At 65.2% G+C, this 20857-nt stretch carries 19 protein-coding genes; 10 read left to right on the top strand and 9 right to left on the bottom strand.

The genetic code is table 11. From position 1 onward, the window contains the following. Positions 1-100: 100 nt before the first annotated feature. Together SMN802W_RS0107260 and SMN802W_RS0107255 are read right to left on the bottom strand one after the other, a co-directional pair. On the bottom strand, positions 101-1027 hold the full coding sequence (locus SMN802W_RS0107260) for an amidohydrolase family protein (protein ID WP_026325864.1): 927 nt from the start codon (positions 1025-1027) through the stop codon (positions 101-103). Positions 1028-1097: 70 nt separating this feature from the next. After that, the gene (locus tag SMN802W_RS0107255) at positions 1098-4040 is read right to left on the bottom strand and encodes a TonB-dependent receptor domain-containing protein (RefSeq protein WP_238560137.1); all 2943 of its coding nucleotides are present in this window, start codon (positions 4038-4040) and stop codon (positions 1098-1100) included. A 322-nt stretch (positions 4041-4362) separates the two neighbouring features. Between SMN802W_RS0107255 and SMN802W_RS0107250 the strand changes: the two genes are divergently transcribed. Continuing rightward, entirely contained in the window at positions 4363-5616 is a 1254-nt protein-coding gene (locus SMN802W_RS0107250) for an MFS transporter (protein WP_238560136.1), read from the top strand. 50 nt (positions 5617-5666) lie between these two features. On the opposite strand, the gene SMN802W_RS0107245 is transcribed toward SMN802W_RS0107250, so the two are convergent. The 5 genes from SMN802W_RS0107245 to SMN802W_RS0107225 form a co-directional block, all read right to left on the bottom strand. Continuing rightward, on the bottom strand, positions 5667-6830 hold the full coding sequence (locus SMN802W_RS0107245; RefSeq protein ID WP_238560135.1) for an iron-containing alcohol dehydrogenase: 1164 nt from the start codon (positions 6828-6830) through the stop codon (positions 5667-5669). Positions 6831-6908: 78 nt separating this feature from the next. Continuing rightward, a complete protein-coding gene (locus SMN802W_RS0107240) occupies positions 6909-7844 on the bottom strand; it encodes a 3-keto-5-aminohexanoate cleavage protein (RefSeq protein WP_019516238.1) in 936 nt (311 codons plus the stop codon). A gap of 2 nt (positions 7845-7846) precedes the next feature. Beyond that, the gene (locus SMN802W_RS0107235; RefSeq protein WP_238560134.1) at positions 7847-9328 is read right to left on the bottom strand and encodes an NAD-dependent succinate-semialdehyde dehydrogenase; all 1482 of its coding nucleotides are present in this window, start codon (positions 9326-9328) and stop codon (positions 7847-7849) included. Between the two features lies 1 nt (position 9329). Then, complete coding sequence (locus SMN802W_RS0107230) at positions 9330-10064, bottom strand: SDR family oxidoreductase (protein ID WP_019516236.1); 735 nt, start codon at positions 10062-10064, stop codon at positions 9330-9332. Between the two features lie 24 nt (positions 10065-10088). Then, entirely contained in the window at positions 10089-10955 is an 867-nt protein-coding gene (locus tag SMN802W_RS0107225; protein WP_162140005.1) for a helix-turn-helix domain-containing protein, read from the bottom strand. A 303-nt stretch (positions 10956-11258) separates the two neighbouring features. Here SMN802W_RS0107225 and SMN802W_RS0107220 point away from each other — a divergent pair, with 303 nt between their 5' ends. The 7 genes from SMN802W_RS0107220 to SMN802W_RS0107190 all read left to right on the top strand — a co-directional run bounded on the left by SMN802W_RS0107220 (position 11259) and on the right by SMN802W_RS0107190 (position 16673). After that, positions 11259-11867, top strand: coding sequence for a GntR family transcriptional regulator (locus SMN802W_RS0107220; protein ID WP_019516234.1), 609 nt, complete (start codon positions 11259-11261; stop codon positions 11865-11867). Further along, complete coding sequence (locus SMN802W_RS0107215) at positions 11776-12702, top strand: amidohydrolase family protein (protein WP_238560133.1); 927 nt, start codon at positions 11776-11778, stop codon at positions 12700-12702. Before SMN802W_RS0107220 ends, SMN802W_RS0107215 begins: the two co-directional genes overlap by 92 nt. An 88-nt stretch (positions 12703-12790) precedes the next feature. Continuing rightward, the gene (locus SMN802W_RS0107210) at positions 12791-13237 is read left to right on the top strand and encodes a nuclear transport factor 2 family protein (RefSeq protein ID WP_019516232.1); all 447 of its coding nucleotides are present in this window, start codon (positions 12791-12793) and stop codon (positions 13235-13237) included. An 8-nt stretch (positions 13238-13245) separates the two neighbouring features. Next, the gene (locus SMN802W_RS0107205; RefSeq protein ID WP_238560132.1) at positions 13246-14190 is read left to right on the top strand and encodes a hypothetical protein; all 945 of its coding nucleotides are present in this window, start codon (positions 13246-13248) and stop codon (positions 14188-14190) included. Then, the gene (locus SMN802W_RS0107200) at positions 14187-14972 is read left to right on the top strand and encodes an HpcH/HpaI aldolase family protein (protein ID WP_019516230.1); all 786 of its coding nucleotides are present in this window, start codon (positions 14187-14189) and stop codon (positions 14970-14972) included. The genes SMN802W_RS0107205 and SMN802W_RS0107200 overlap by 4 nt, the downstream gene beginning before the upstream one ends. Before the next feature lie 482 nt (positions 14973-15454). Continuing rightward, positions 15455-16465 carry an SDR family oxidoreductase gene (locus SMN802W_RS0107195; RefSeq protein WP_037523549.1) on the top strand — a complete coding sequence of 337 codons (1011 nt, stop codon included), beginning with the start codon at positions 15455-15457 and terminating at the stop codon, positions 16463-16465. Between the two features lie 10 nt (positions 16466-16475). Further along, positions 16476-16673 (top strand): hypothetical protein, encoded by a 198-nt coding sequence (locus SMN802W_RS0107190; protein WP_019516228.1) that lies wholly within the window; start codon positions 16476-16478, stop codon positions 16671-16673. Positions 16674-17048: 375 nt separating this feature from the next. On the opposite strand, the gene SMN802W_RS0107185 is transcribed toward SMN802W_RS0107190, so the two are convergent. Next, positions 17049-17924 (bottom strand): aldo/keto reductase family oxidoreductase, encoded by an 876-nt coding sequence (locus tag SMN802W_RS0107185; RefSeq protein ID WP_019516227.1) that lies wholly within the window; start codon positions 17922-17924, stop codon positions 17049-17051. 94 nt (positions 17925-18018) lie between these two features. Here SMN802W_RS0107185 and SMN802W_RS0107180 point away from each other — a divergent pair, with 94 nt between their 5' ends. Further along, positions 18019-18921, top strand: coding sequence for a LysR family transcriptional regulator (locus SMN802W_RS0107180; RefSeq protein WP_019516226.1), 903 nt, complete (start codon positions 18019-18021; stop codon positions 18919-18921). A gap of 16 nt (positions 18922-18937) precedes the next feature. On the opposite strand, the gene SMN802W_RS0107175 is transcribed toward SMN802W_RS0107180, so the two are convergent. Further along, the gene (locus SMN802W_RS0107175) at positions 18938-19771 is read right to left on the bottom strand and encodes a helix-turn-helix transcriptional regulator (RefSeq protein WP_019516225.1); all 834 of its coding nucleotides are present in this window, start codon (positions 19769-19771) and stop codon (positions 18938-18940) included. Positions 19772-19867: 96 nt separating this feature from the next. Between SMN802W_RS0107175 and SMN802W_RS0107170 the strand changes: the two genes are divergently transcribed. Further along, positions 19868-20770: an SDR family oxidoreductase gene (locus tag SMN802W_RS0107170; RefSeq protein WP_019516224.1), complete on the top strand. Its 903-nt coding sequence runs from the start codon at positions 19868-19870 to the stop codon at positions 20768-20770. Positions 20771-20857 lie beyond the last annotated feature (87 nt).

Genomic DNA, 20857 nt, shown 5'->3' with positions numbered 1-20857 from the left:
TCGCATGGCCGGCGTTACGAATACGGCTGACCTGCTAGCCAGCTTAACGAATGACTGAAATTGGTAAGCGCTCGGGCTGCGGTGAATGGCCGGAGGTGGGTCAACTTCGCCAGCCGGTCATGAGCTGATGACCGGTATCATGAAGGACTGCGCGCTGCTCGTCTTCGGTAAGAAGCCGCGTTGCGGCGAAGGCGCGATCGATCATCTCGGCATAGGTACCTGAAGACGTTCCGATGTCTGATCCCCACATCACCTTGTCAGCTCCGTAGAAATCGACTGTTCTTCGCAAAACGTGTTCCGGTGAAATGCCTTTTTCGCGGATGACATCCATGTTGAGCGACGTAAATTTGACAGAGATGTTCGGCCGGCGAGCGAAGCCCGCATACCGATCATCGATCCCGAAGTGGGGCGCGTTTACGTTGGGAAGAAACACGTGATCGAGCGCGATGCGCAATGTCGGATACCGATCTGCCATCCGTTCAACGACCGGTATAAGAATGTCGCTTCCCGCCGCGGGTGCCTCGATGTCGACCAGCAATCCAAGCTCGTCCGCGACAGACCAAGCGCGAAGCGCCGCATCCGAACTTAGCCATACCGCTTTGTTCTCGACGCCCACGCCGAAGAAACGAATGCCGATCACCCCGCGACGCGCGTAATCGCGCACCATGTCAGGCGTCTCATTGGCCTGCGGATCGACGATGATGATCGCCCGCATTTTATCGGGGTGAGCCTCTGCGGCATCGACGATGTAGCTGTTATCAGTACCGTAAATCATGCCTTTCTGAACGGCGGCGATGCCTTCGACACCCTGTTCGAGCATCCATCTGCGCATAGCCTCCGCGCTCGGCTTTTCGTTGACGGGTTCGGGACCATGCTGTCCGCCTGGCCGGCCGACAGTTCCAGGTCCGAACACGGCCGCCTCTGTGGCGCCCTCCACGAACGGCTTGTTGCGTGGGTAGCGCACTAGGTCCGCGGAGACGAGATGGGCGTGAGCGTCATATAGAGGCATTCGCGCAGCGGTCGCCATATCTATCCTCTTCCACTTTCTAACGTGTCGTTAACCCAGTTTGTCGAGTGGTCAGCGAGACCTCGATTGATCAGAAGCGCGTTCGTGCGCCAACCCGGAAATTACGGCCGACGGGGTCGAAATACAGCGCGTTGCCGAAGATACGGAGCTGATCAGGCTCTCCCTTGTCGAAGATGTTGTTGACCGCGATGAACAGTTCGAACCGGTCTTTCCCATCTGACGTCGGGATCTTGATGCGCCCCGTTGCATCCAGGTAGAACCGACCGTCGACGCGATTGGTGCTGATGCTGTTAGGCAAATTCACGTCGTAGCCGTCGTCCTCTGGCCCGATCTTGGTAGAGTCGAGCTTCGCACGCGGAATATAGCGCCCGTGGAGCGTCAATGCCCAGCTGGGCTCCGAATAGGTGACGACGGCATCGGCGCGCCAGCGCGGAACGCCCTGGATGTTGGTGATCGACCCGAAATTGCCGGTCACGTCGTCGATCTGCGTGCGCAGCCCGGTGGCTCCCAGCGTAGACAGATCGATGACGTAGTTTCCGTTCAGCTGCACGTCGACCGCGCCGACGCGGGTGGGAATGCGATAATCCGCGACCAATTCCAGACCTTCGGCGTGAAGCTGGCTAAGGTTCTGAAAGTTGGAGAGAACGGTGTTGATCGATCCATTTGGGTTGAAGGTGATCAGGTTGCAGAGCTGTTGCTGCTGCTTGCACGCGCTGGCGATGACGGGTCCCGACAGCGAGTCGATCGCACCCTTCACCTTGATGTCGTAATAATCCAGCGACAGGTTGAAGCGTGGAACGAAGCTGGGCTGCAGAACGATGCCGGCAGTGAAGGTGTCGCCGCGCTCCAGCCGCAGGTTCGGGTTGCCGCCGGTGACGATCGTTTGCAGGGTCGTTTGCCCGATAAACGGATCGGCGAGCGGGATCGTGACCGTGGTAGCGTTCGGGCTCGCTTCCTGTGCGGTCGGCGCGCGGATGTCGCGCGAGCGCGTGACGCGGAATGTCAGGTCCTGCACCGGCTTGTAGACGACGCCGCCTTTCCAGGTGGTGGCATCACCAAACGGGTCGTAGTGGGTGAAGCGCGCTGCGCCGTCGATGTCGAGCGCCTTGCCGAGCCGACTGTCGCGCAGCAGCGGCACACCGGCTTCGAGGTAGCCTTCGACCACGCTCGTTTTTGTGAATGGCAGGGCAGTGGTGCCGGCCTGGATATAGTTGCCGGCCAGCGTATTGGCGTCGGCGCTGCCTTGTGCGGTGTCGCGGCGCCACTCGCCCCCAACCGCGACCTTCACGTCGCCTGCCCAGGTGCTGAATGGCGATCCGCGCAGGTTCACTGCCGCCGCCTGTTGTTCATAGGTCCGCGTCTGCGTCTCGGTCACAAGGTAACGGTCGATCGCAGCCTGGCTGACCTGACCGTACCCGAAGAGGTTGATCGGGATGCAGCCGTTTGTCGGTGCGGATAGGGTGGTGCGGCACACGATGCTGCCGAGCGCCAGGCCCGATGTGCCGACGTTCGCCGCGGTGACCCGCACCGCGTCGATCCCGTCGTTCCACTCCTTCAATCGCGACTTCTCGTCGCGTACGTCGGACGTGACGCGGCCGTAGGTGTAGTAGACATCCCAATCCCAGCCGCCGCTGAACGAGCCCTTGAGCCCGAGCGCGCCGCGGTAGCTGTTCAGACGGCTGGTCGCGAGCGCAACCGGGCCGATCGCGAAGCTCGACGAGTTGACCAGCAGCTTCGTAATCGTGGGATCAGCGGCGAGTACGGTCGCGCGGGTCGCGGCCGACAGATAAGGATTGTTGATGTCGATCGTTGCGGGTGAATCCTGCACCGGCGTCGTCGCGGTCGGACCGCCGATAACGCGAGAATACATGAACTCACCGGTGAAGGTGATCGCATCCGACACGTCGTAATTCACCCGCGCCATGGCTGAGAAGTGCTCGGTTGGCACTACCAGCGGGGTCGGGCTAAAGCCGAGAAGGTACGGCTGCGTCGGATCGCGCAGCTGCTGAAACAACCCGCTCAGATAATTCCCAAAGGTGTAGGGGATCAGGTTGCCCGCCTCGTCGAACTGCTTGCCGCGCAGCGCCGCAGGCAACGCGGTCGCGCCGACATTGAGCACCTGCTGGCCAAGCGTGATCGTCCCGCCGGCACCGTTCGGCTTGATCGCGCCGGAAAGGATGCCGTTCTCGTTCTGCACGAACATGACGTTATCGAGCACCAGGTTGGCTGGCAGGCCGTTGGTGCTCGTCCGTGTCGCGGTGTTGTACCCGGGGTTGGCGATGTAGTTGGTGTATTTATTACACCATGCGCGCGTCTCGCACGTGCCAACGCCGCCTTCCTTCGACCACTCGCCACCCAGGATGATGTGCCCGCGGCCATCGGCGAAGTCGGTGCCCCCGGCCGCCGCGAGATAATAGTTTCGCCCGTCGCCGCGTTGACTGACACCGGCATTTGCCTCTGCCTTGATCCCCTGCAGCTTGTCGTCGAGGATCAGGTTGACGACGCCGGCGACCGCGTTGGCGCCGTAAGCGGCGGAGGCACCGCCGGTGACCACTTCGGTCCGTTGCACGAGGATGGACGGGATGCTGTTCAGGTCGACCGTCCCGTTGTCGCTACTGGCGACGAAGCGGCGCCCGTCGACAAGGGTCAGCGTGCGTGTCGGACCTAGCCCGCGCAGATCGAGCGTTCTGGCTCCGATGTTCCCCGACACCCGGAACGAGTTCGCTGCCGGCGAGGCGATCGGGCGGAACGACGGTATCTGGTTCAGCGCGTCCGCGACATTCGGAATGGCCAGATTCTTCAGCCGTGCATCGCCGATCACGTTCACCGGCGTGGGTGCGCTATAGCCCGTTCGACCCAGGCGCGAGCCCGTGACCACGATGTCGCTTGCGGTGTTGTTCTGGTCCGCCGGAGGCGCTGCCTGCGGAGACTGGAGCGCCGCCGGTTCCTCGGCAAGTGGTGCGTTCTGCGAGGGCGGCGCTTCCTGTGCGCCAGCCGACGCCGGGGTGCTCAAGCAGGCCAGCGCCACGCTCAGGCACGATGCCTGGGCCAAGAACGATGCAGTCGTGCGCGACATGTGATCTCCCCATTTGCGCCATTGATCCGGAAGACCGGCATGGCATTTTGTCCACTGCGACCTAGCGGCTATCGACCGGGTCGGATTGTCCGGAAAGGAAGACAGTTTTGACCTCGCTGCCCGCACGACCGACGACGCCGCCGACACAGGCGGGACTTGCGCGGCTCGTGGCAAATGGCGGTGCCGTGTCGGGCAAGCGTTGCGGCCCCGTCGCCCGCATCATGCACGCCTTTTCGCGGGATGCTGAGGTGTGGCGATGATGGGTTGGTACAAGGAATCGGATGGTCGCACGCGGCGCGTGTTCTGGACGACCAGCGCGGGCTGGGCGCTCGACACCGCCGACGGCCTGGTGTTCCAGTATCTGATCCCGCTGCTCGTCCTCGGTCTCGGCATCACCGTCAAGGAAGCGGGGCTGATCGCCAGTGCGAACTATTTCGCGGCTGCGATCGGCGGTTGGACTGGTGGCTGGTTGTGCGATCGCTATGGCCGTGCCCGCATCCTGCAGCTGACGATCCTGTGGTTCTCCTTTTTCTCGTTCCTGTCGGGTTTTGCGCAGGATTTTCACCAGCTGCTGGCGATCCGCGTCCTGCAAGGATTGGGCTTCGGCGCCGAATGGGCGGTCGGCGCGGTGTTGCTGGGCGAGCTGGTGTCGCCGCAGCACCGCGGCAAGGCGCTCGGCACCGTGCAGAGCGGTGCGGCGGTCGGATCGGGACTGGCGGCCTTGCTCGCCGGACCGGTGGCCGCGCTGTTCGAGCCGGACATGGGGTGGCGTATCGCGTTCTGGTTCGGGATCCTGCCCGCGGCGCTGATCTTCTTCGTGCGGCGTGAGTCGGACGACCCGGAGGTCTTCCGCGAAGCGGTCGCCCACGCTGCGGCGACGGGCGAGCGTCATTCGATGGCAAGCATCTTCCGGCCACGCCTGCTACGCATCACGCTGCTCACCGCGCTGCTATCGCTAGGTGCACAGGGCGGCGCCTACTCGGTCGGTAATTACACCACCGCGTTCCTGACGCTGGAGCGTGGGCTATCACCGTCGGTTGCAGGCGTCTGCGTGTTGCTGCTGAGCGCCGGCGGCTTCTTCGGTATCCTCACTAATGCCTATCTGGGCGATCGTTTCGGACGTCGTTTCACCTTCCGCGCCTTCGCGCTCGGCTTCATGGTGATGGCGTCGTTCTATCTCTTTGCGCCGCTCGATAGTTCGTTGTGGGCGCTGATCCCGGTCGGGCTCGTCTACGGCTTCTTTCAGTTTGGTATCTACGCGTCGTTCGGCCCGTATTTCACGGAACTGTTCCCTACCGAGGTGCGCGGCACCGGACAGGCGTTCGCGTATAATTTCGGCCGGGCGAGCGGAGCATTGTTTATTTTCGGCGTCGGGCAGCTCGCCGCTTATCTGGCGCTGAGTGCTGCCATGGCCGTGCTGGCGATCACCGGCATGACGATCGCGTTGATCGCGACCTTTTTGCTTCCCGAGACGGCGGGCCGCGACCTGATCTCGATGCGCGATCTGAACTGAAAAGGGAGGGCTCGCGACTACCGGTCGCGAGCCCCCTGCGCAGCGACGCGTTACAAGGCCGCTTCGTAGATGCGAAAGGCGTCTTCTTCGGTCACGACGCGAAGGTTTCGATCGAGCAATCGCGTGACGGTCATCGCCGCGGCAGCCATGTGCGGGATCGCGTTGGAACTGATCCCATGTGCCGACATGCCCCCGGTCACGCCGCATGCGCGCGACAATGCCTCGATTCGCTCGATCCCCGTCTCGGCGTCGCGAAGGTCATTCCCCGTACGCTCGACCCCCAGCGCCGCGGCGATCTGTGCGTAGCGGGCAGGCGCGGCTTCGAGGTTGAAGCGAAGCACGTGCGGCAGCAGGATAGCGTTCGCGATGCCATGCGGCACGTGGAACCGACCGCCGAGCGGATAGGCGAGTGCGTGGACCGCCGCGGTGTTGACGGGGCCCAGGCAGAGCCCGCCGTAGTAACTGGCGCGCAGCATCGCCGCGCGCGCGGGTAGGTCGCCGCCGTCGTCGCAGGCGCGCTGGAGATTGGCGGCGATCAAGCGCACGCCCTCCAGCGCGAAGCTGTCGACGATCGGGTGCGCGAAGCGGTTCGCGAACGCCTCGATGCAATGCGTCATCGCGTCGAGCCCGGTGGAGGCGGTGACCGCGCGCGGCATCGATACGGTTAGCTCGGGATCGAGGCAGGCGACATCGGGGACGAGATGCCGGCTGACGGTGCCCTTCTTCAACTCGTCGGCCTCGTCCTCCAGGATCGCGATTGGTGTCACCTCGCTGCCGGTTCCCGACGTGGTGGGGATGCAGACCAGGGGCAAGGTACGGCCTGCCAGCCGGTCGACGCCGATGACGTCTTCGATCTGCTGCCTGCCGTCGAACAGTGCCGCGACCAGCTTGGCGACGTCCATTACACTGCCGCCACCCAGCCCGATCACGCAATCCGCGCCGCATGCACGCGCGGTGCGGAGCGCATCGTCGAACTCGGTCAGCGTCGGCTCGGCCGCCAGGCGATCCCACACTTCAGCGGCGATGCCGCGTTCCGCCAATTGGGCGAGCAGCGATGCGACGAGGTTGCTGACATGTGGCGTGGTGACCACGAAGGCGCGCGTGCACCCCCGTTCGGCGAGCCCGATCGGGCATTGCGCGACTGCACCCTGCCCGAAGTGCACGCCGCCGACATTCCACAGACTGATTGGCCGTGTCTCGCTCAACGCCCCCACTCCCTTTTGTCACAAAGACGAAGGGAACGATGCCTCGGCGATCGACGCGGCGCTTGTTCGCAGCGGCAGGACGGATTGCTAGAAGCCGACCTGGTCGCCGCCCTTCAGCCCCAGCATGTCGCGCGCCTCGGCAGGGGTGGCGACCTCACGACCGAGCCCTTCGACCAGCATCCGGATGCGCGACACTTGCTCTGCGTTGCTGCGCGCCAGTTCGCCCTTGTCGATATAAAGGCTGTCTTCGAGGCCAACCCGCACGTTCCCGCCCATCAGCGCGCTCTGGGTGCAGAATGCCAGTTGATGGCGCCCGGCGGCGAAGGCGGAGAAAATGTAATCGTCGCCGAACAGGCTGTCGGCGATCGTCACCATGTGCGCGAGATTGCGCGGGTCCGCTCCGATCCCGCCCAGTATGCCGAAGATGGCTTGGATCAGGAACGGCGGCTTCACCAGACCGCGATCGGCGAAATGCGCGAGCGTATAGAGGTGTCCGATGTCGTAGCATTCATATTCGAACCGCGTGCCGAATGCCTGGCCGACATCGACCATGATGCGTTCGATATAGTCGTTGCTGTTGTACATGATGCGGCCGCGCGAAGTTTCGACATAGTCGCGCTCCCACGCGTGCTGCCACCGCTCCACCCGGCCAGCGGCTGCGCTGAAGTCGAAGATCAACGGCCCCATGTTGAGCGAGGCGATTTCCGGGCGCGCCGCGATCGCCCCCTCCAAGCGCGCGTCGAGCGTCATCGTCGAGCTGCCCCCGGTTGAGATGTTGATCACGGCGTCGCTCGCCTGCCTGATCCTTGGCAGGAAGGCCATGAAGTCCTCAGCGCGCGGGCTTGGGCTGCCATCGGCCGGGTTGCGAGCGTGCAGGTGGAGGATCGCGGCGCCCGCTTCGGCCGCTTCGATCGCGGCGGTGGCGATCTCGTCGGCGGTGATCGGCAGGTACGGCGACATCGACGGCGTGTGAATCGAACCCGTCGGTGCGCAGGTGATGATGACTTTGTTGCTCTTGCGCATGGTTACAGCCCTGCCTGACAGATGTACTTGAGGTTCTGGTATTCCGACAATCCGTGCGCCGATCCCTCGCGCCCGAGACCCGACAGCTTGACGCCGCCGAACGGCGCGACCGCGGTGGAGATCAGTCCGGTGTTGATGCCGACCATCCCCGCCTCCAATCCGCGCGACACGCGGGCGATCAGCGCGAGATCCTCCGAACACAGGTAGGTGGCGAGACCGAACGGCGTGTCGTTCGCGAGCGAGAGCGATTGTTCAACCGTGTCGAACCCGATGATCGCGGCCAGCGGCCCGAACGTTTCCTCGCGCGTCAGCAGCGCGTCCGTAGGCACGTCAGCGAGCATCGTCGGCGCGACGATGCGGGCGTGATCTTCCGGGGCGGAGCCCTGCGCGACGACGCGGGCCCCCTGGCCGAGCGCATCGTCGCGGTGGGCGGTCACCTTTGCAACGGCAGCCGGGTTGATGAGCGGGCCGATACTGGTGTCCGGATCGAACCCGTCGCCGGCCCGCAGCGCCTGCACCTTCGCCGCCAGCGCGGCGACGAAGCGGTCGCGTATGCCCGACTGGACGTAGATGCGGTTGGCGGCGATGCAGCTCTGTCCGCCGTTGCGGAACTTGGCGACCATGGCGGTGTCGACCGCCTTTTCGAGATCGGCGTCGTCGTACACGATCAGCGGCGCGTTGCCCCCCAGCTCGAGGCCCAGTCGCTTGATCGTCGGCGCACACGCCGCGGCGAGCAACGCGCCGATCCGCGTCGACCCGGTAAAGGATAATTTGCGGACGGTCGCGGAGGCGCACAGCGTGTCGCCGATCGGCGCCGCATCGCCCGTGATCACGTTGAACACGCCCGCCGGCAATCCTGCCTCCTCGCCGAGCTTGGCATAGGCGAGCGCGGTCAGCGGCGTCAGCTCGGACGGCTTGGCGACGATCGTGCACCCCGCGGCGAGCGCCGGCGCGACCTTGCGGGTCAGCATCGCGAGCGGAAAATTCCACGGCGTGATCGCGGCGCAAACCCCAACGGGTTCGCGCTCCACCAGCAGTCGGCGACCCTCGACCGGCGCCGGGATGATCTCGCCCAATGAGCGCGAACCCTGCTCGACATAAAATTCGACGAAGCCCGCGGCATAGTCGACCTCGCCGCGTGCCTCGGCCAGCGCCTTGCCGTTCTCAAGCACGATCAGCCGGGCGAGATCCTCCTTGTGCCGGATGATGAGGTCGAGCCAGCGGCGCAGCGCCTGACTACGCTCGCGCGCCGGTCTCGCGGCCCAGGCGGGGAAGGCCGCGCCGGCGGCGTCGATCGCGCGCGCCGTGTCGGCGGCGTCCAAGTCCGGCACCTCCGCGACGATGTCGAGCGTGAAGGGGTCGTCGACGCGGATGCGCGCGCGCTCGCCCGCGGTCCATGCACCCCCGATCAAACACTGCGTGACCAGCAGGTCGGCTTCGTCGAGCTTGCCGCGCGGGCGCGTCGCCATATTAGCGTCGGTCATGTCAACGCGCCCCCGCGACCTGGATGGTGGTGCCCGACACGTAGGAAGCGGCTTCCGTCACGAGGAACATCACGACAGCGGAAACCTCCGCCGGCGTTCCCTCGCGCTTCATAGGCAGCGCGTCGCGGATGCGTTCGAGATGGCCGGGCAGGTGGATGTCGGTCGCGATCGGTCCGGGCGAGACGCCGTTCACGCGTATGCCCTCGGCCGCGACTTCCTTGCCCAGTCCAAGGGTGAGGCTGTCGATGCCGCCCTTGGTCGCGGCGTACCAGACGTGCTGATTGGGTGCGCCGAGCCCGGCCGCGCGCGACGAGATCAGGATGATCGAGCCACCATCGCCGCCGAGCCGCGTCGACATGCGGCGTACCGCTTCGCGGCTGCACGTCAGCGCGCCGGTCAGATTGACGTCGACGACCTTGGCGAGCGTCGCGTCGTCCTGGTCCACGAGCGGGCCGACCGCGCCGACGATCCCGCCGTTATAGACCATGACCGCCAGCGTGCCGAGCCGGTCGACCTGCGCGAACAGGCGCGCGACGTGTGCGCCGTCGCCGGTATCCGCCTGGATTGCGGTCGCCTCGCCCCCGGCGGACGTGATCGCCGACACCACCCGGTCGGCCGCGGCGGCGTCCCCGGCGTAGGTCAGCAGGACATGATAGCCCTGCGCGGCGGCGTCGCGCGCGATTGCCTCGCCGATGCCGCGGCTGCCGCCGGTGACCAGGAAGATACCTTTGCTCATGTTATGTCCTCGAAGTTTGGTCGCTCAAGCAGCGAGCGTGACGGGGGTGAGTTCACGCTGACGATATTGCCGCGGCGAGAGGCCGAAGCAGTCGCGGAAGCTGCGGGTGAAATGCGGCGCGCTGTTGAACCCCCATCCAAACGCAATTTCCGTGATCGAATGGCCGCGCCAGCGTGCATCGGCGAGCTGGTTGGCGCATTCCTCAAGCCGACGGCGGCGCACGTAGGAGGCGATCGATTCGTCCTGCGTCGCGAAGATCATGCGCAGGTAGCGCGGCGACACGCGCATCGCGCTGGCGACGAGCGTGGGCGAGAGATCCGGATTGCGCAGGTTCTGCTCGATGAAGTCGCGGATGCGCCACAGCCGGCCAGCGACGATGGCGGATCCCGATCGATCGTCCAGCGCGCCGGAGACAAAGCAGCTGGAGATCATACCCAGCAGGTGGTTCGCCGCGCGCTGGCGGCTGACCTCGTCCAATCCGCCGCGCAGCTGCGACACCAGTGTTGTCGTCATCGCACCGACCGTCGCGATCAGCCCTTCGTTGCAACCGAGCCGCCGTCCGCAGAGCCCGGCAGGGTCGGGCAGGTTCTCCGCCAACAGCGCGGCGGGTATGTGGAGAAGGATGATCTCACCCCGTTCATGGACCTGGTACTGCCACGCGTTCGCGGGGTCGTAGAGCGCGATGTCGCCGCACGACAGCAGTTCGCGGCATCCCTGCTGACGCAGCTCGCCCTTCCCCGAGCGCTGAAGCAGGAAGCAGAAGCCGCGTGTGTCCGCGCGCTGGGTACGGGCGCCGTGTTCCAGCATCATCGGCCCGGCCGTCAGTGCAACAACCTGCAGCGCGCCCAGCGATCCGATCAAAACCGCGGGGTCGCTTGGTTCCGCGTCCACGCGCCCTTGAAAGCACCGCAGCGGCACCCGGGTGCCGCCGTGATCGTTTGAAAGATTGCGATGCATTGAGCACTCTCCATCATTTCAGGTCTACTGCCCTATTTCCTATACGATATAGGATACATGATTGTTGTAAAGTGCCTGTGTGTTCATCTATATCCGTACGGCGTGGCCGAGGGATCGCGCTTGGGAGACAAGGCTGTGGTGCGCCAGTCGGCCAGTTCGAGTGACACAATTTCGGGTACGGACCATGAAGGGAGTGCAGCGCAAAAGTTGCGGCGGTCTCCTGGTTATGCGGAAGAAGTGTTCGAGGTGATCCGCGCCGACATCATGGCGCTGCGCATCGCTCCTGACACGCGCATCTCGATTGACAGCCTGGTACGGCGCCTGGGCGTCTCGCAGACGCCGATCCGCGAGGCGCTGAGCATGCTGGAAGCAATCGGGCTGGTCACGAAGCGTCACTTCGTCGGCTATTGCAGCGCCCCGCAGCTCAATCGTGAACAGTTCAATCAGTTGTATGAAGCGCGTCTGCTGATCGAGCCGTTCGCTGCGCGCTGCGCGGCCGAGCGGATGGGGGATGATGCACTTCGGACCGTGGTCGCACTGGCGAGCGAGATGAAGGCGGATGCGGGCGACGCGCGCGAACGCTTCGCTTATCAGGATTCCGAACTGCACGATCTAGTGGCCGCCGGCAGCGGCAATCCGATCCTGCGCGATGCATTGTCGCGGCTGCATTCACACCTGCATATCTTCCGCCTGCGGTCGCACGGCGAGGTGACCAGCGAGGCGATCAACGAGCACAACACGCTGATCGACGCGCTTGGCGCGCACGACGGCGATGCGGCGGAAGCGGCGATGCGCGAGCATATTCGTCGCTCGTACGACCGGATCGCGCCGTTTGCCGATGAATGAGGCCGCCGTGCTGCCGATCGTGGACTGCCATGCCCATGTCTTCACCCGCGATCTGCCGCTCACGGGCGACGCGTGGACGGCGCCCGATTACGACTATACGCCGACCGACTATCTGGCGGAGCTGGACAGGCACGGCGTCCACTTCGGGATATTGTCCGGGCTCAGCATCAGCGGCACGTACAACGATTACACGATCGCCGCCGTTCGAAACCATCGGCGCCTTCGGGCCACCGTCCTCGTCGATCCCGGTGTCGATCCTTATTCTTTGAAGCGGATGGGCGAAGAAGGCGTCGTCGGCGTTCGTTATCAGTGGGTGCGTCGCCCGGTGCTGCCGGACCTTACCGACCACGCGCATCGCGTGCTGCTTCGCCGGGTGCGCGATCTCGACTGGCACGTCCATGTCGCGGTGGAGGGCGCGCGCATTCGTGAGGTGCTGGCAATGCTAGAGCCATCGGGCGTGAAGGTCGTGCTCGATCATTTCGCCCATCCCGAACCGGCAGCGGGTGCGTGCTGCGATGGTCTGTCCGCCGCGCTCGAGGCTGTGCAGCGTGGGCGCACGTGGATAAAGCTGGCGGCCGGGTTCCGGCTGGCCGGCCCGGACGCATGGCGGGACGAGGATATCGCGCCGGCGGAACGGATCGCGCGCGATGTCGCCGCGCGGCTCGTCCGGGAAGCCGGGCCCGACCGGCTGCTGTGGGGCAGCGACGCGCCGTTCGTCGGCTACGAAGGCCGGATGAGCTACGGCCGCGCGCTCACACAATTCGCCTCGTGGGTGCCCGATCCGGCCGACAGGGCGGCAATGTCGCGTACTGCGCTGCGGTTCTATTTCGGCTGACCCCGGGGGCAAGCATCTGTGCCACCATGGTCAAGATGACGCGCGGGCAGCCGGATAGCACGGATACCGACCATTCGTGGAGCGATTGATGTACGATCCCGCCCTTGCTCAACTCACCTTCGAGCTGCAGCAGCAACTCGCCGACTATTGGCACGAGATCGACACCAACGGCGGTCGTGCTGCCGGCGGTTATTACACCGACGATGCAGTCTTTCACGGTCAGATGTCCTCGTATGAGGGCAAGGAGAAGATCCAGGCTTTCTACGACTGGCGGGTGGCGCAGGGTCCGCGCTTGGCGGTGCACAGCTTCACCAACTTCCGCGCGTGGTTCACGGGTGACGATAGCGCGGAGAGCAGCTGCTATCTCTTCCTGTATGCGGCGAACGGCGTGAAGGTACTGCCGACTCACGCCCCGATCACCATCTCCATGGCCACGGACCGCTATCGCCGCGTGCAGGACCGCTGGCTGTGCACCTATCGTCGCTTCGACCATTGGTTTGAGGGCGACACCCCTATCACCAACCCCAAGCTGTGATGGTGCCCATGTCCACCCAGACGACGCCGACCCAAACCATGTACGCCGATGCCGATCCGCGCTCCCGACTAGCGACCGCGAGCGCGGGGGTGACGCAAGCCGCCGCCGATGGCTTCGGCGCCTCTTCCTACGCACTGTTTGGTGAGGCCGCACCGCAGATCGACGATGCGAGCGGTCGGACTTGGATCACGCGCGGGCAGAACTTCATCGTCGCCTACACGCTTGCACGGCCGGGCGCGGTGCTGCGACGTACGGGCCAGGTCGACGAATATGCCCTGCTGATCGAGGCGTCGCAGCCAAGAGCGGTGGTGACCGCCGGCGGCGAGGAGGTGCTGGTCCCGGGCGAGCATATCGCCTTCATCCCGCCGGGTGACAGCAGCATCACCTTGCCCGACGGTGGCGAGGTGGTGCGGATCTTCAGCAGCGCGTCTGGCGATCTCGCCGCACTCTGCTCGAACGCGGCGACCTACGCCGATCCAGCGCCGCACATACCGCCGCTCGAACGCTGGCCCGATCCCGTCGGCGGCTTCCGCATCCGGTCCTATCCGCTCAACGTTGCAGCGGAAGAAGGTCGCTTCGGGAGGATCTGGCGCTGCACGACACTGATGATCAACGTGTTCGAGACTGCCGGTCCGCGCGATCCGGACAAATTGTCGCCGCACCACCACGACGATTTCGAGCAAGGATCGCTCGCGATGGGGGGCAGCTTCGTGCATCACCTGCGCTGGCCGTGGACAGCACGGCTGCGCGATTGGCGCGACGACGAGCACGTGACCTGCCCGGCGCCGTCGCTCGCGATCATCCCGGCGCGTGCGGTGCACACATCGGCTTCGGTGGCACCGTCCGGCAACCTGCTGGTCGACATCTTCTCGCCGCCGCGTCGCGATTTCTCCGACATGCAAGGATGGGTGCTGAACGCGCACGACTATCCCGCGCCGTCGTCGCCAGTATGAGCGCATCGCCACACGCCGAGCTTCAGCGCCGCTTTCGTGCGCGGTTGACGGCCGGGGAGGCGCTGCTCGGCACCTTTCTGAAGACACCGACGTCGCACGCCACTGAAATCCTGGGCGCCGCAGGGTTCGACTTCGTCGTGGTCGACGCCGAACACGCGCCGTTCGCCGAAGACGACATCGACCGGCTGATGCTCGCCGCGCGTGCCGCCGCCATCCCAAGCATCGTCCGGGTCGCCTCCGCGGCCGAGGACAAGATACAGACCGCGCTGGACTGCGGTGCCGCCGGCGTCCTTGTGCCTCACGTTTACAGTGCGGAGCGACTGCGCGGGATCGTTGCCGCAAGTCGCTTCAAGGGCGGTCGACGCGGCTTCTCCAATTCGCCGCGCGCGGGTGAGTACGGCAGGCTCGGCTTTGCCGAGCACATGGCGAACGCCGACAATTTGACTGCGGTCATCGCGATGATCGAGGATCCCGAGGCGCTCGACGTGCTCGACGACATCTTCGCGGTGGAGGGCCTAACCGCGGCCTTCATCGGGCGGGGTGATCTATCGGCGAGGCTCGGCGCTCCAAACGTTAGCCACCCGCAAGTCCGCGCAGTGGTGGAGCGGATCACCGCGAGCGCACGGCAACACCGTATTCCGTTAATTGCGCACGTCGGCGGCGGAGACGATCCAGACGTGTCGGAGTTGCGAGATCTTGGCGTAAACGCGTTCCTTGTCGCGTCGGATCAAGGATTTATTCGGCAGTCAGCAGTACTCACTAGAAAGCTTTTTGACGGGTAGATGTTTAGCGTTTCAGCGAAGCCTGCTCGTCAAGGATTCGACTCGGCTGTACTGATCCGCTTAACAAGCCACCACGCTGCTTCATTTGAGCGCGGCATCTTTGCCAACGCAGAAAACACCTCGTTTGTCGTCATCTATCGCAGTCAAGACGATGTGGAAGTGTGCCGAATGTCAATGGAAGTTGGCGGCTCGGCCTACGATGAACGAACGTCCGGTGTCAGAGCTGAAGCGACACCTTTTGAATGTCATTTTGTGGGTCTTCTTTGCCAAACGTTATTTTCGTCGAGCTGCCGCACGGGTCGGCGTAGCTAATTTAGATTTCATACAAAGACTGTTAGGTCAGATGCCAACGTTTAACGAGCGACGGTTTGTGAGGCTGACCACTGCTGCAGGTCGACCTGCCGCTGGTGACCCACCGGCGCTCTCCGCAACCAAGCGCCCGCACGTGCGTCCGTCAGCGGCAACGAAGACGAGGTCGGATGATGGCGGGCATAGCGGTGGTGACGGGCGGCAGCGCGGGGATCGGGCTGGCGACCGCTGAGCGGTTTGCAAAGGGCGGCTACGACGTCGCGATCATCGCGCGTGACGAGGATCGGCTGGAGGAAGCACGCGCGCTGCTCGCCGCGCATGGCGGGCGGGTGCTGGCGATCTCGGCCGATGTTGCCGACGCCGCCGCAATTGACGACGCCGCCGACCAGGTTGAGCGCGAGCTCGGACCCATCGACGCCTGGGTCAACAATGCGATGTCGACCGTCGTCGCGCCGGCCGACCGGATCAGCGCGGACGAGTATGCACGGGTGACCGCAACGACCTACCTCAGCCAGGTGCATGGCACATTGGCGGCGCTGCGGCACATGAAGCCGCGCGGACGCGGCGCGATCGTTCAGGTCTCGTCGGGTCTCGGCATCCGCGCGGTGCCGCTACAAGCCGCCTATTGCGCGGCGAAGTTCGCGGTGTCCGGGTTCACCGATTCGCTTCGCGCCGAACTGATCGCGGACGATGTCCCGGTCACGCTGACGGTGGTGTATCTGCCCGCCGTGAACACGCCGCAGCCCGGTTGGGCGCGCAACCACACGGGGCACGCGCAGGTGCTGCCCGACCCGCTGTTCGATCCCCGGCTCTGCGCCCAGGCGATCGTGTCGGCAGTCGAGAAACCGACGCGCGAGATCTGGGTCGGGCGCTCGACATTCCAGATGGCGATTGCGCAGGCGCTCGCACCGGGCCTCGCGGATCGACAGGCGAGCAGCTTCCGCGAGAGCCAGCTGGGCGATCCGATCGGCGACAAGCCGGGCAACCTCGATGAGCCGGTCTCGGGTCCTGCACGAATCGACGGAGACGGCATCGACCGCGCCATCAGCAACCGACACGAGTTCTTCACCTCGCGCGAGCGCGATCTGCTCAAGCTAGGCATTGGGAGCGGCATCGTCGGCATCGGAGCGCTCGCCGGCTTCGGTCTGTCGCGGCTGCTGTCTAGGCGAGCCGACGCGGACTGAGAGTCGCGGCGTGGCATTGCACTTCATCGCTTTCCGAGGTGACGAATATGTCCGTGCCGTTCGCGTCTTCGGAAAGCCCGACTTCATCCACGTCGGCTGGGACCGCTGGGCGAGGCATGAGATCGTGCCCGGCGATGTCGCGGTCTTTGCCAAGGGCACCGCCGACGATGAACCATCGCCGTACAGCTACCCCGGTCTTTACGAGTAGCGAGAGACGATCATGAGCGAACGGGATCACCAGCATCTGCGCCGCTGCGTAGATCTCGTCACGGAAGCGGTGACACGGGCGAATAGCCGCTCGGTTCTTTCCTCGTCTCGGGTGCCAGCGAGGTGTTGTTCGAGAATTGAAACCGGGTCGGCGCGCGCAACCCGAGTTCGTGGACGGCAGCTTCATGACAGGCCACAAGCTGTTTACCAACGTTGGTACGGCGCGGATCTGATGATGTCCGCCAGTAGGCGCTACTCCAGCTGGCGGACACCAGCGCAGTCAACCTAAATCAACGCTGGATGTTGGAAGATGCAGGGCAGGCGTTGACCATGCCTTTCTGAGTCCGCCTGTCGCTTGTGATGGTCGCCTGCGCGGTTAGTCTTGGTCGGTGCCGATCGCGTCTAGCGCACCGATCACCTCGTCCGGCAGTTCAATGTCAGCGACTTGAAGGTTCTCGCGCAGGTGCGACACCGACGAGGTGCCGGGGATCAGCAGGATGTTGGGTGACCGGCGTAGTAGCCAGGCGAGCGCCACCTGCATCGGCGTCGCGCCGATCCGTGCGGCGACCGTCGACAGCGATGCCGATTGCAGCGGGCTGAAGCCGCCGAGCGGGAAGAACGGCACAAAGGCGATGCCGTCGGCGGCGAGCTCGTCGATCATTGCGTCGTCTTCGCGATGCGCGAGGTTGTACTGGTTCTGCACGCAGACGATCGGCGCGATGGCGCGCGCCTCCGCGACCTGCGCGGGTGTCGCGTTGCTGATGCCGAGGTGGCGGATCAACCCCTCCGCCTGCATCGCAGCCATGGCTTCGAAGCTGTCAGCGATCGAGTGCTCGTCGCGGCCGAGGTGGCCCGGATGGATGCGGAAGTTGACGACGTCCAACCGCTCCAGACCGAGGTTGCGCAGATTGTCCTCCACCGCGGCGCGCAGTTGCGCCGGCTCCTGCGCCGGGTTCCACGAAGCATCCTCGCCGCGGGTGGCGCCGACCTTGGTGACGATGACGAGGTCGTCGGGATAGGGCGACAGCGCCTCGTGGATCAGCTGGTTGGTGACGTGGGGACCGTAGAAGTCGCTGGTGTCAATGTGGTCGACCCCCGATGATACCGCCTCGCGCAGCACCGCGAGCGCGGCGTCGCGGTCGCGCGGTGGGCCGAAGACGCCGGGTCCCGCGAGCTGCATCGCGCCGTAGCCGAGCCGGCGGACCTGTCGGTCGCCGAGGGTGTAGGTTCCTGCGTGGTCGATCGTGGGCATGGTCGTTCTCCTGAAAGCGTGGCCACGATCTAGGCACATGACATTCGCGCGATAAGCGGGCACGATCCGCACGACCTGTTCGGACAAACGTACAATGCCCGCCGATCTCTCCGACGTTCAAACGCTGCTGGCGGTCGCCAGGGCGGGCGGTTTCCGCGAGGCGGGACGGAGCAGCGGGGCGAGCGCGTCGACGATGAGCGAGGCGGTGCGCCGGCTGGAGGAGCGGCTCGGCGTGCGGCTGCTTCACCGCACCACCAGGAGCGTCACGCCGACCGAGGCGGGGCAGCGCCTGATCGAGCGGCTGGGTCCTGCGCTGGCCGAGGTCGAGGCCGCGCTGCGCGTCGTCGACGAGTTGAAGGGGCGACCGGCGGGCACGCTGCGGCTGAACGTGCCGGTCAGCGCCGCGCGGCTGGTGCTCCCGTCGATCCTGCCGGGCTTCCTGGTCGCCTATCCCGACATCCGCGTCGAGGTCGATGCCGAGGACGGCTTCGTCGACGTGCTCGCCGCCGGCAGCGACGCGGGCATCCGCTACGACGAGCGGCTGGCACAGGACATGATCGCGATCCCGATCGGCCCGCGGGTGCAGCGCTTCGCCACTGCGGCGTCGCCCGCCTATCTCAACCGGCGGGGGCGGCCGTCACACCCGCGCGATCTGCTGTCCCATGACTGTATCCTCGGCCGCTTCGCCAGCGGCGCGCTGACCGCACCGTGGGAGTTCGAGCGGGACGGCGAAGTGCTAAAGGTCGAGCCCGCCAGCCGACTGATCGTACGGGTCGGTGGCGCGACGGACCTAGCGGTCGATGCAGCGATCGGCGGTGCCGGGGTGATCCACCTGTTCGAGGACTGGCTGGTGCCCCATTTCGCCTCGGGCGCGCTGGAGCCGGTGCTGGCGGACTGGTGGCAGCCCTTTTCGGGCCCGTTCCTTTACTATTCGCAGCGGCGGCTGGTCCCGCCGCCGCTGCGTACCTTCGTCGATTACGTCAGAGCGCTGAAGTAAGACGGCCGCGCTGCATTCAGCTCGCCGCGTCGACCAGCATGCGGACCTTGCTCGCATCGGCCGGCGTTGCCGGATTATAGACGATCATCCCCAGCTCCGGTCTGCCCTCGACCGCGAAGGATGAGAATTCAAGCTTCACCGATCCGACCTCGGCATGACGAATCCGCTTCACGCCGTCGCCGTGCGCGACGACCTCGTTGTCCTGCCACAAGGCCGCGAACTCCGGGCTGAGTTGGTTCAGTTCCTCAACCAGTCTCGCAGCGCCGACGCTGCCATGCGCGCCGGCCCTCGCCACGTCGGCGCGGAACGCACCAACCACGAACCGTGCGATGCTGTCCCAATCCTCGTTGCGACGGCGACCCCGATCGCCCGTAAACATCAGCCGCAGGATGTTGCGATCCTCGGGCGGCAGCAGTGCATAGTCGGTCAGCAGCGCCGCGGCGGCGCAGTTCCAGCCGACCACGTCCCACATCGCCGTTTTGATGATCGCAGGGCTGAGCGGCATGCCGTCGAGCACGCGCTGCAGCCGCGGCGTGATCCCGTCGACCGGTCGATAATGCGCCTCGGGCAAACGCCCCAGGCCGAGCATGTAGAGGTGTTCACGCTCGGGCTCGGTCAGCATCAGCCCCTTGGCAAGCCGATCGAGCACGTCGGCGGAGGGCGCACCGCCACGCCCCTGTTCGAGCCAGGTGTACCAGGTCGCGCTGATGTTGGCGCGGCTCGCCACCTCCTCGCGGCGCAGCCCCGGCGTGCGCCGCCTGCCACTCGGAAAGCCGAAGGTAGCCGGATCAAGACGCGCGCGACGATCACGCAGATAGCTGCCGAGCAGATTGGACGCTTCGCTGGCCATGACTGATCCTGTTGACCGTTATACCATGATACAGTCACTACTTTAACATGCTGTGCCCGGGTGCGACATCCTGCTGCGACGAGAAGGAGACTATCCATGCGCGTGTTCCTGACCGGCGCGACCGGCTTCATCGGTTCGCACCTCATCCCCGAACTGCTTGCTCGCGGTCACCAGGTGCTGGGCCTCACCCGCTCCGACGCGGGAGCGCGGCAGCTCGAGGCGGCGGGTGCCGAGGTCCACCGCGGCGATCTTGAGCAACCCGAAACGCTCGCCAGCGGTGCGGCGGCGGCCGACGCGGTGATCCACTGCGCCTTCGACCACAACTTCAACACCTTTGTCGAAAATACCAGGAAGGACGAGCGCAACATCGCCGCGATGGGCGCGGCGTTGGAAGGGACGCGCAAGCCGCTGCTCATCACCTCGGGTGTCGGCATCGGTACACCACTCGGCGGCGGCGTGGCGACCGAGGACGTCCTCAATCCGCACCATGCAAACCCGCGCATCGCGACCGAACTCGCCGGCGCGGCACTGACGGCGCGGCGCATAGACGTCCGCACGATCCGGCTGCCGCAGGTGCATGACACGACAAAGGCGGGGCTCATCACCCCGCTGATCGCCGAAGCGCGCCGGGCCGGAGCGATCGCGTATTTGGGCGAAGGCCTGACGTGTTGGGCCGCCGCGCACGTCAGCGACGTGGCCAAGCTCTACGTCCTCGCACTGGAAAAGGGCGAGCCCGGCGCGCGGTACAATGCTTGCGTGGAGGAAGGTGTCACAGCGCGCGCCATTGCCGAGGCGATCGGGAAGGGCACGGGGCTGCCGGTCAGGTCGATCTCCAACGATGAAGTCGAGCGATACTTCGGCTGGATGGCACCGTTCGCCGGGCTCGACATGGTTGCGTCGAATGCCTGGACGCGAGCACGTCTCGGCTGGGAGCCGACCGGACCCGATCTGCTCACCGACCTTACCGAAATGGACTATGCGGTGCCTGCCAGCACATGACCTACCGGTCGATGTAGCACCGACCAACTATATGGGACGCATTAACGAACGACCGCTTTCCGGTTACTGAAAATAGGTCGTCGATGA

Origin of the sequence: Sphingomonas sp. Mn802worker (genome assembly GCF_000382485.1) — a bacterium.
Classification (GTDB): domain Bacteria; phylum Pseudomonadota; class Alphaproteobacteria; order Sphingomonadales; family Sphingomonadaceae; genus Sphingomonas.
The sequence above is the reverse complement of the archived record's forward strand: the minus strand, read 5'-3'. Positions and strand labels throughout refer to the sequence as shown.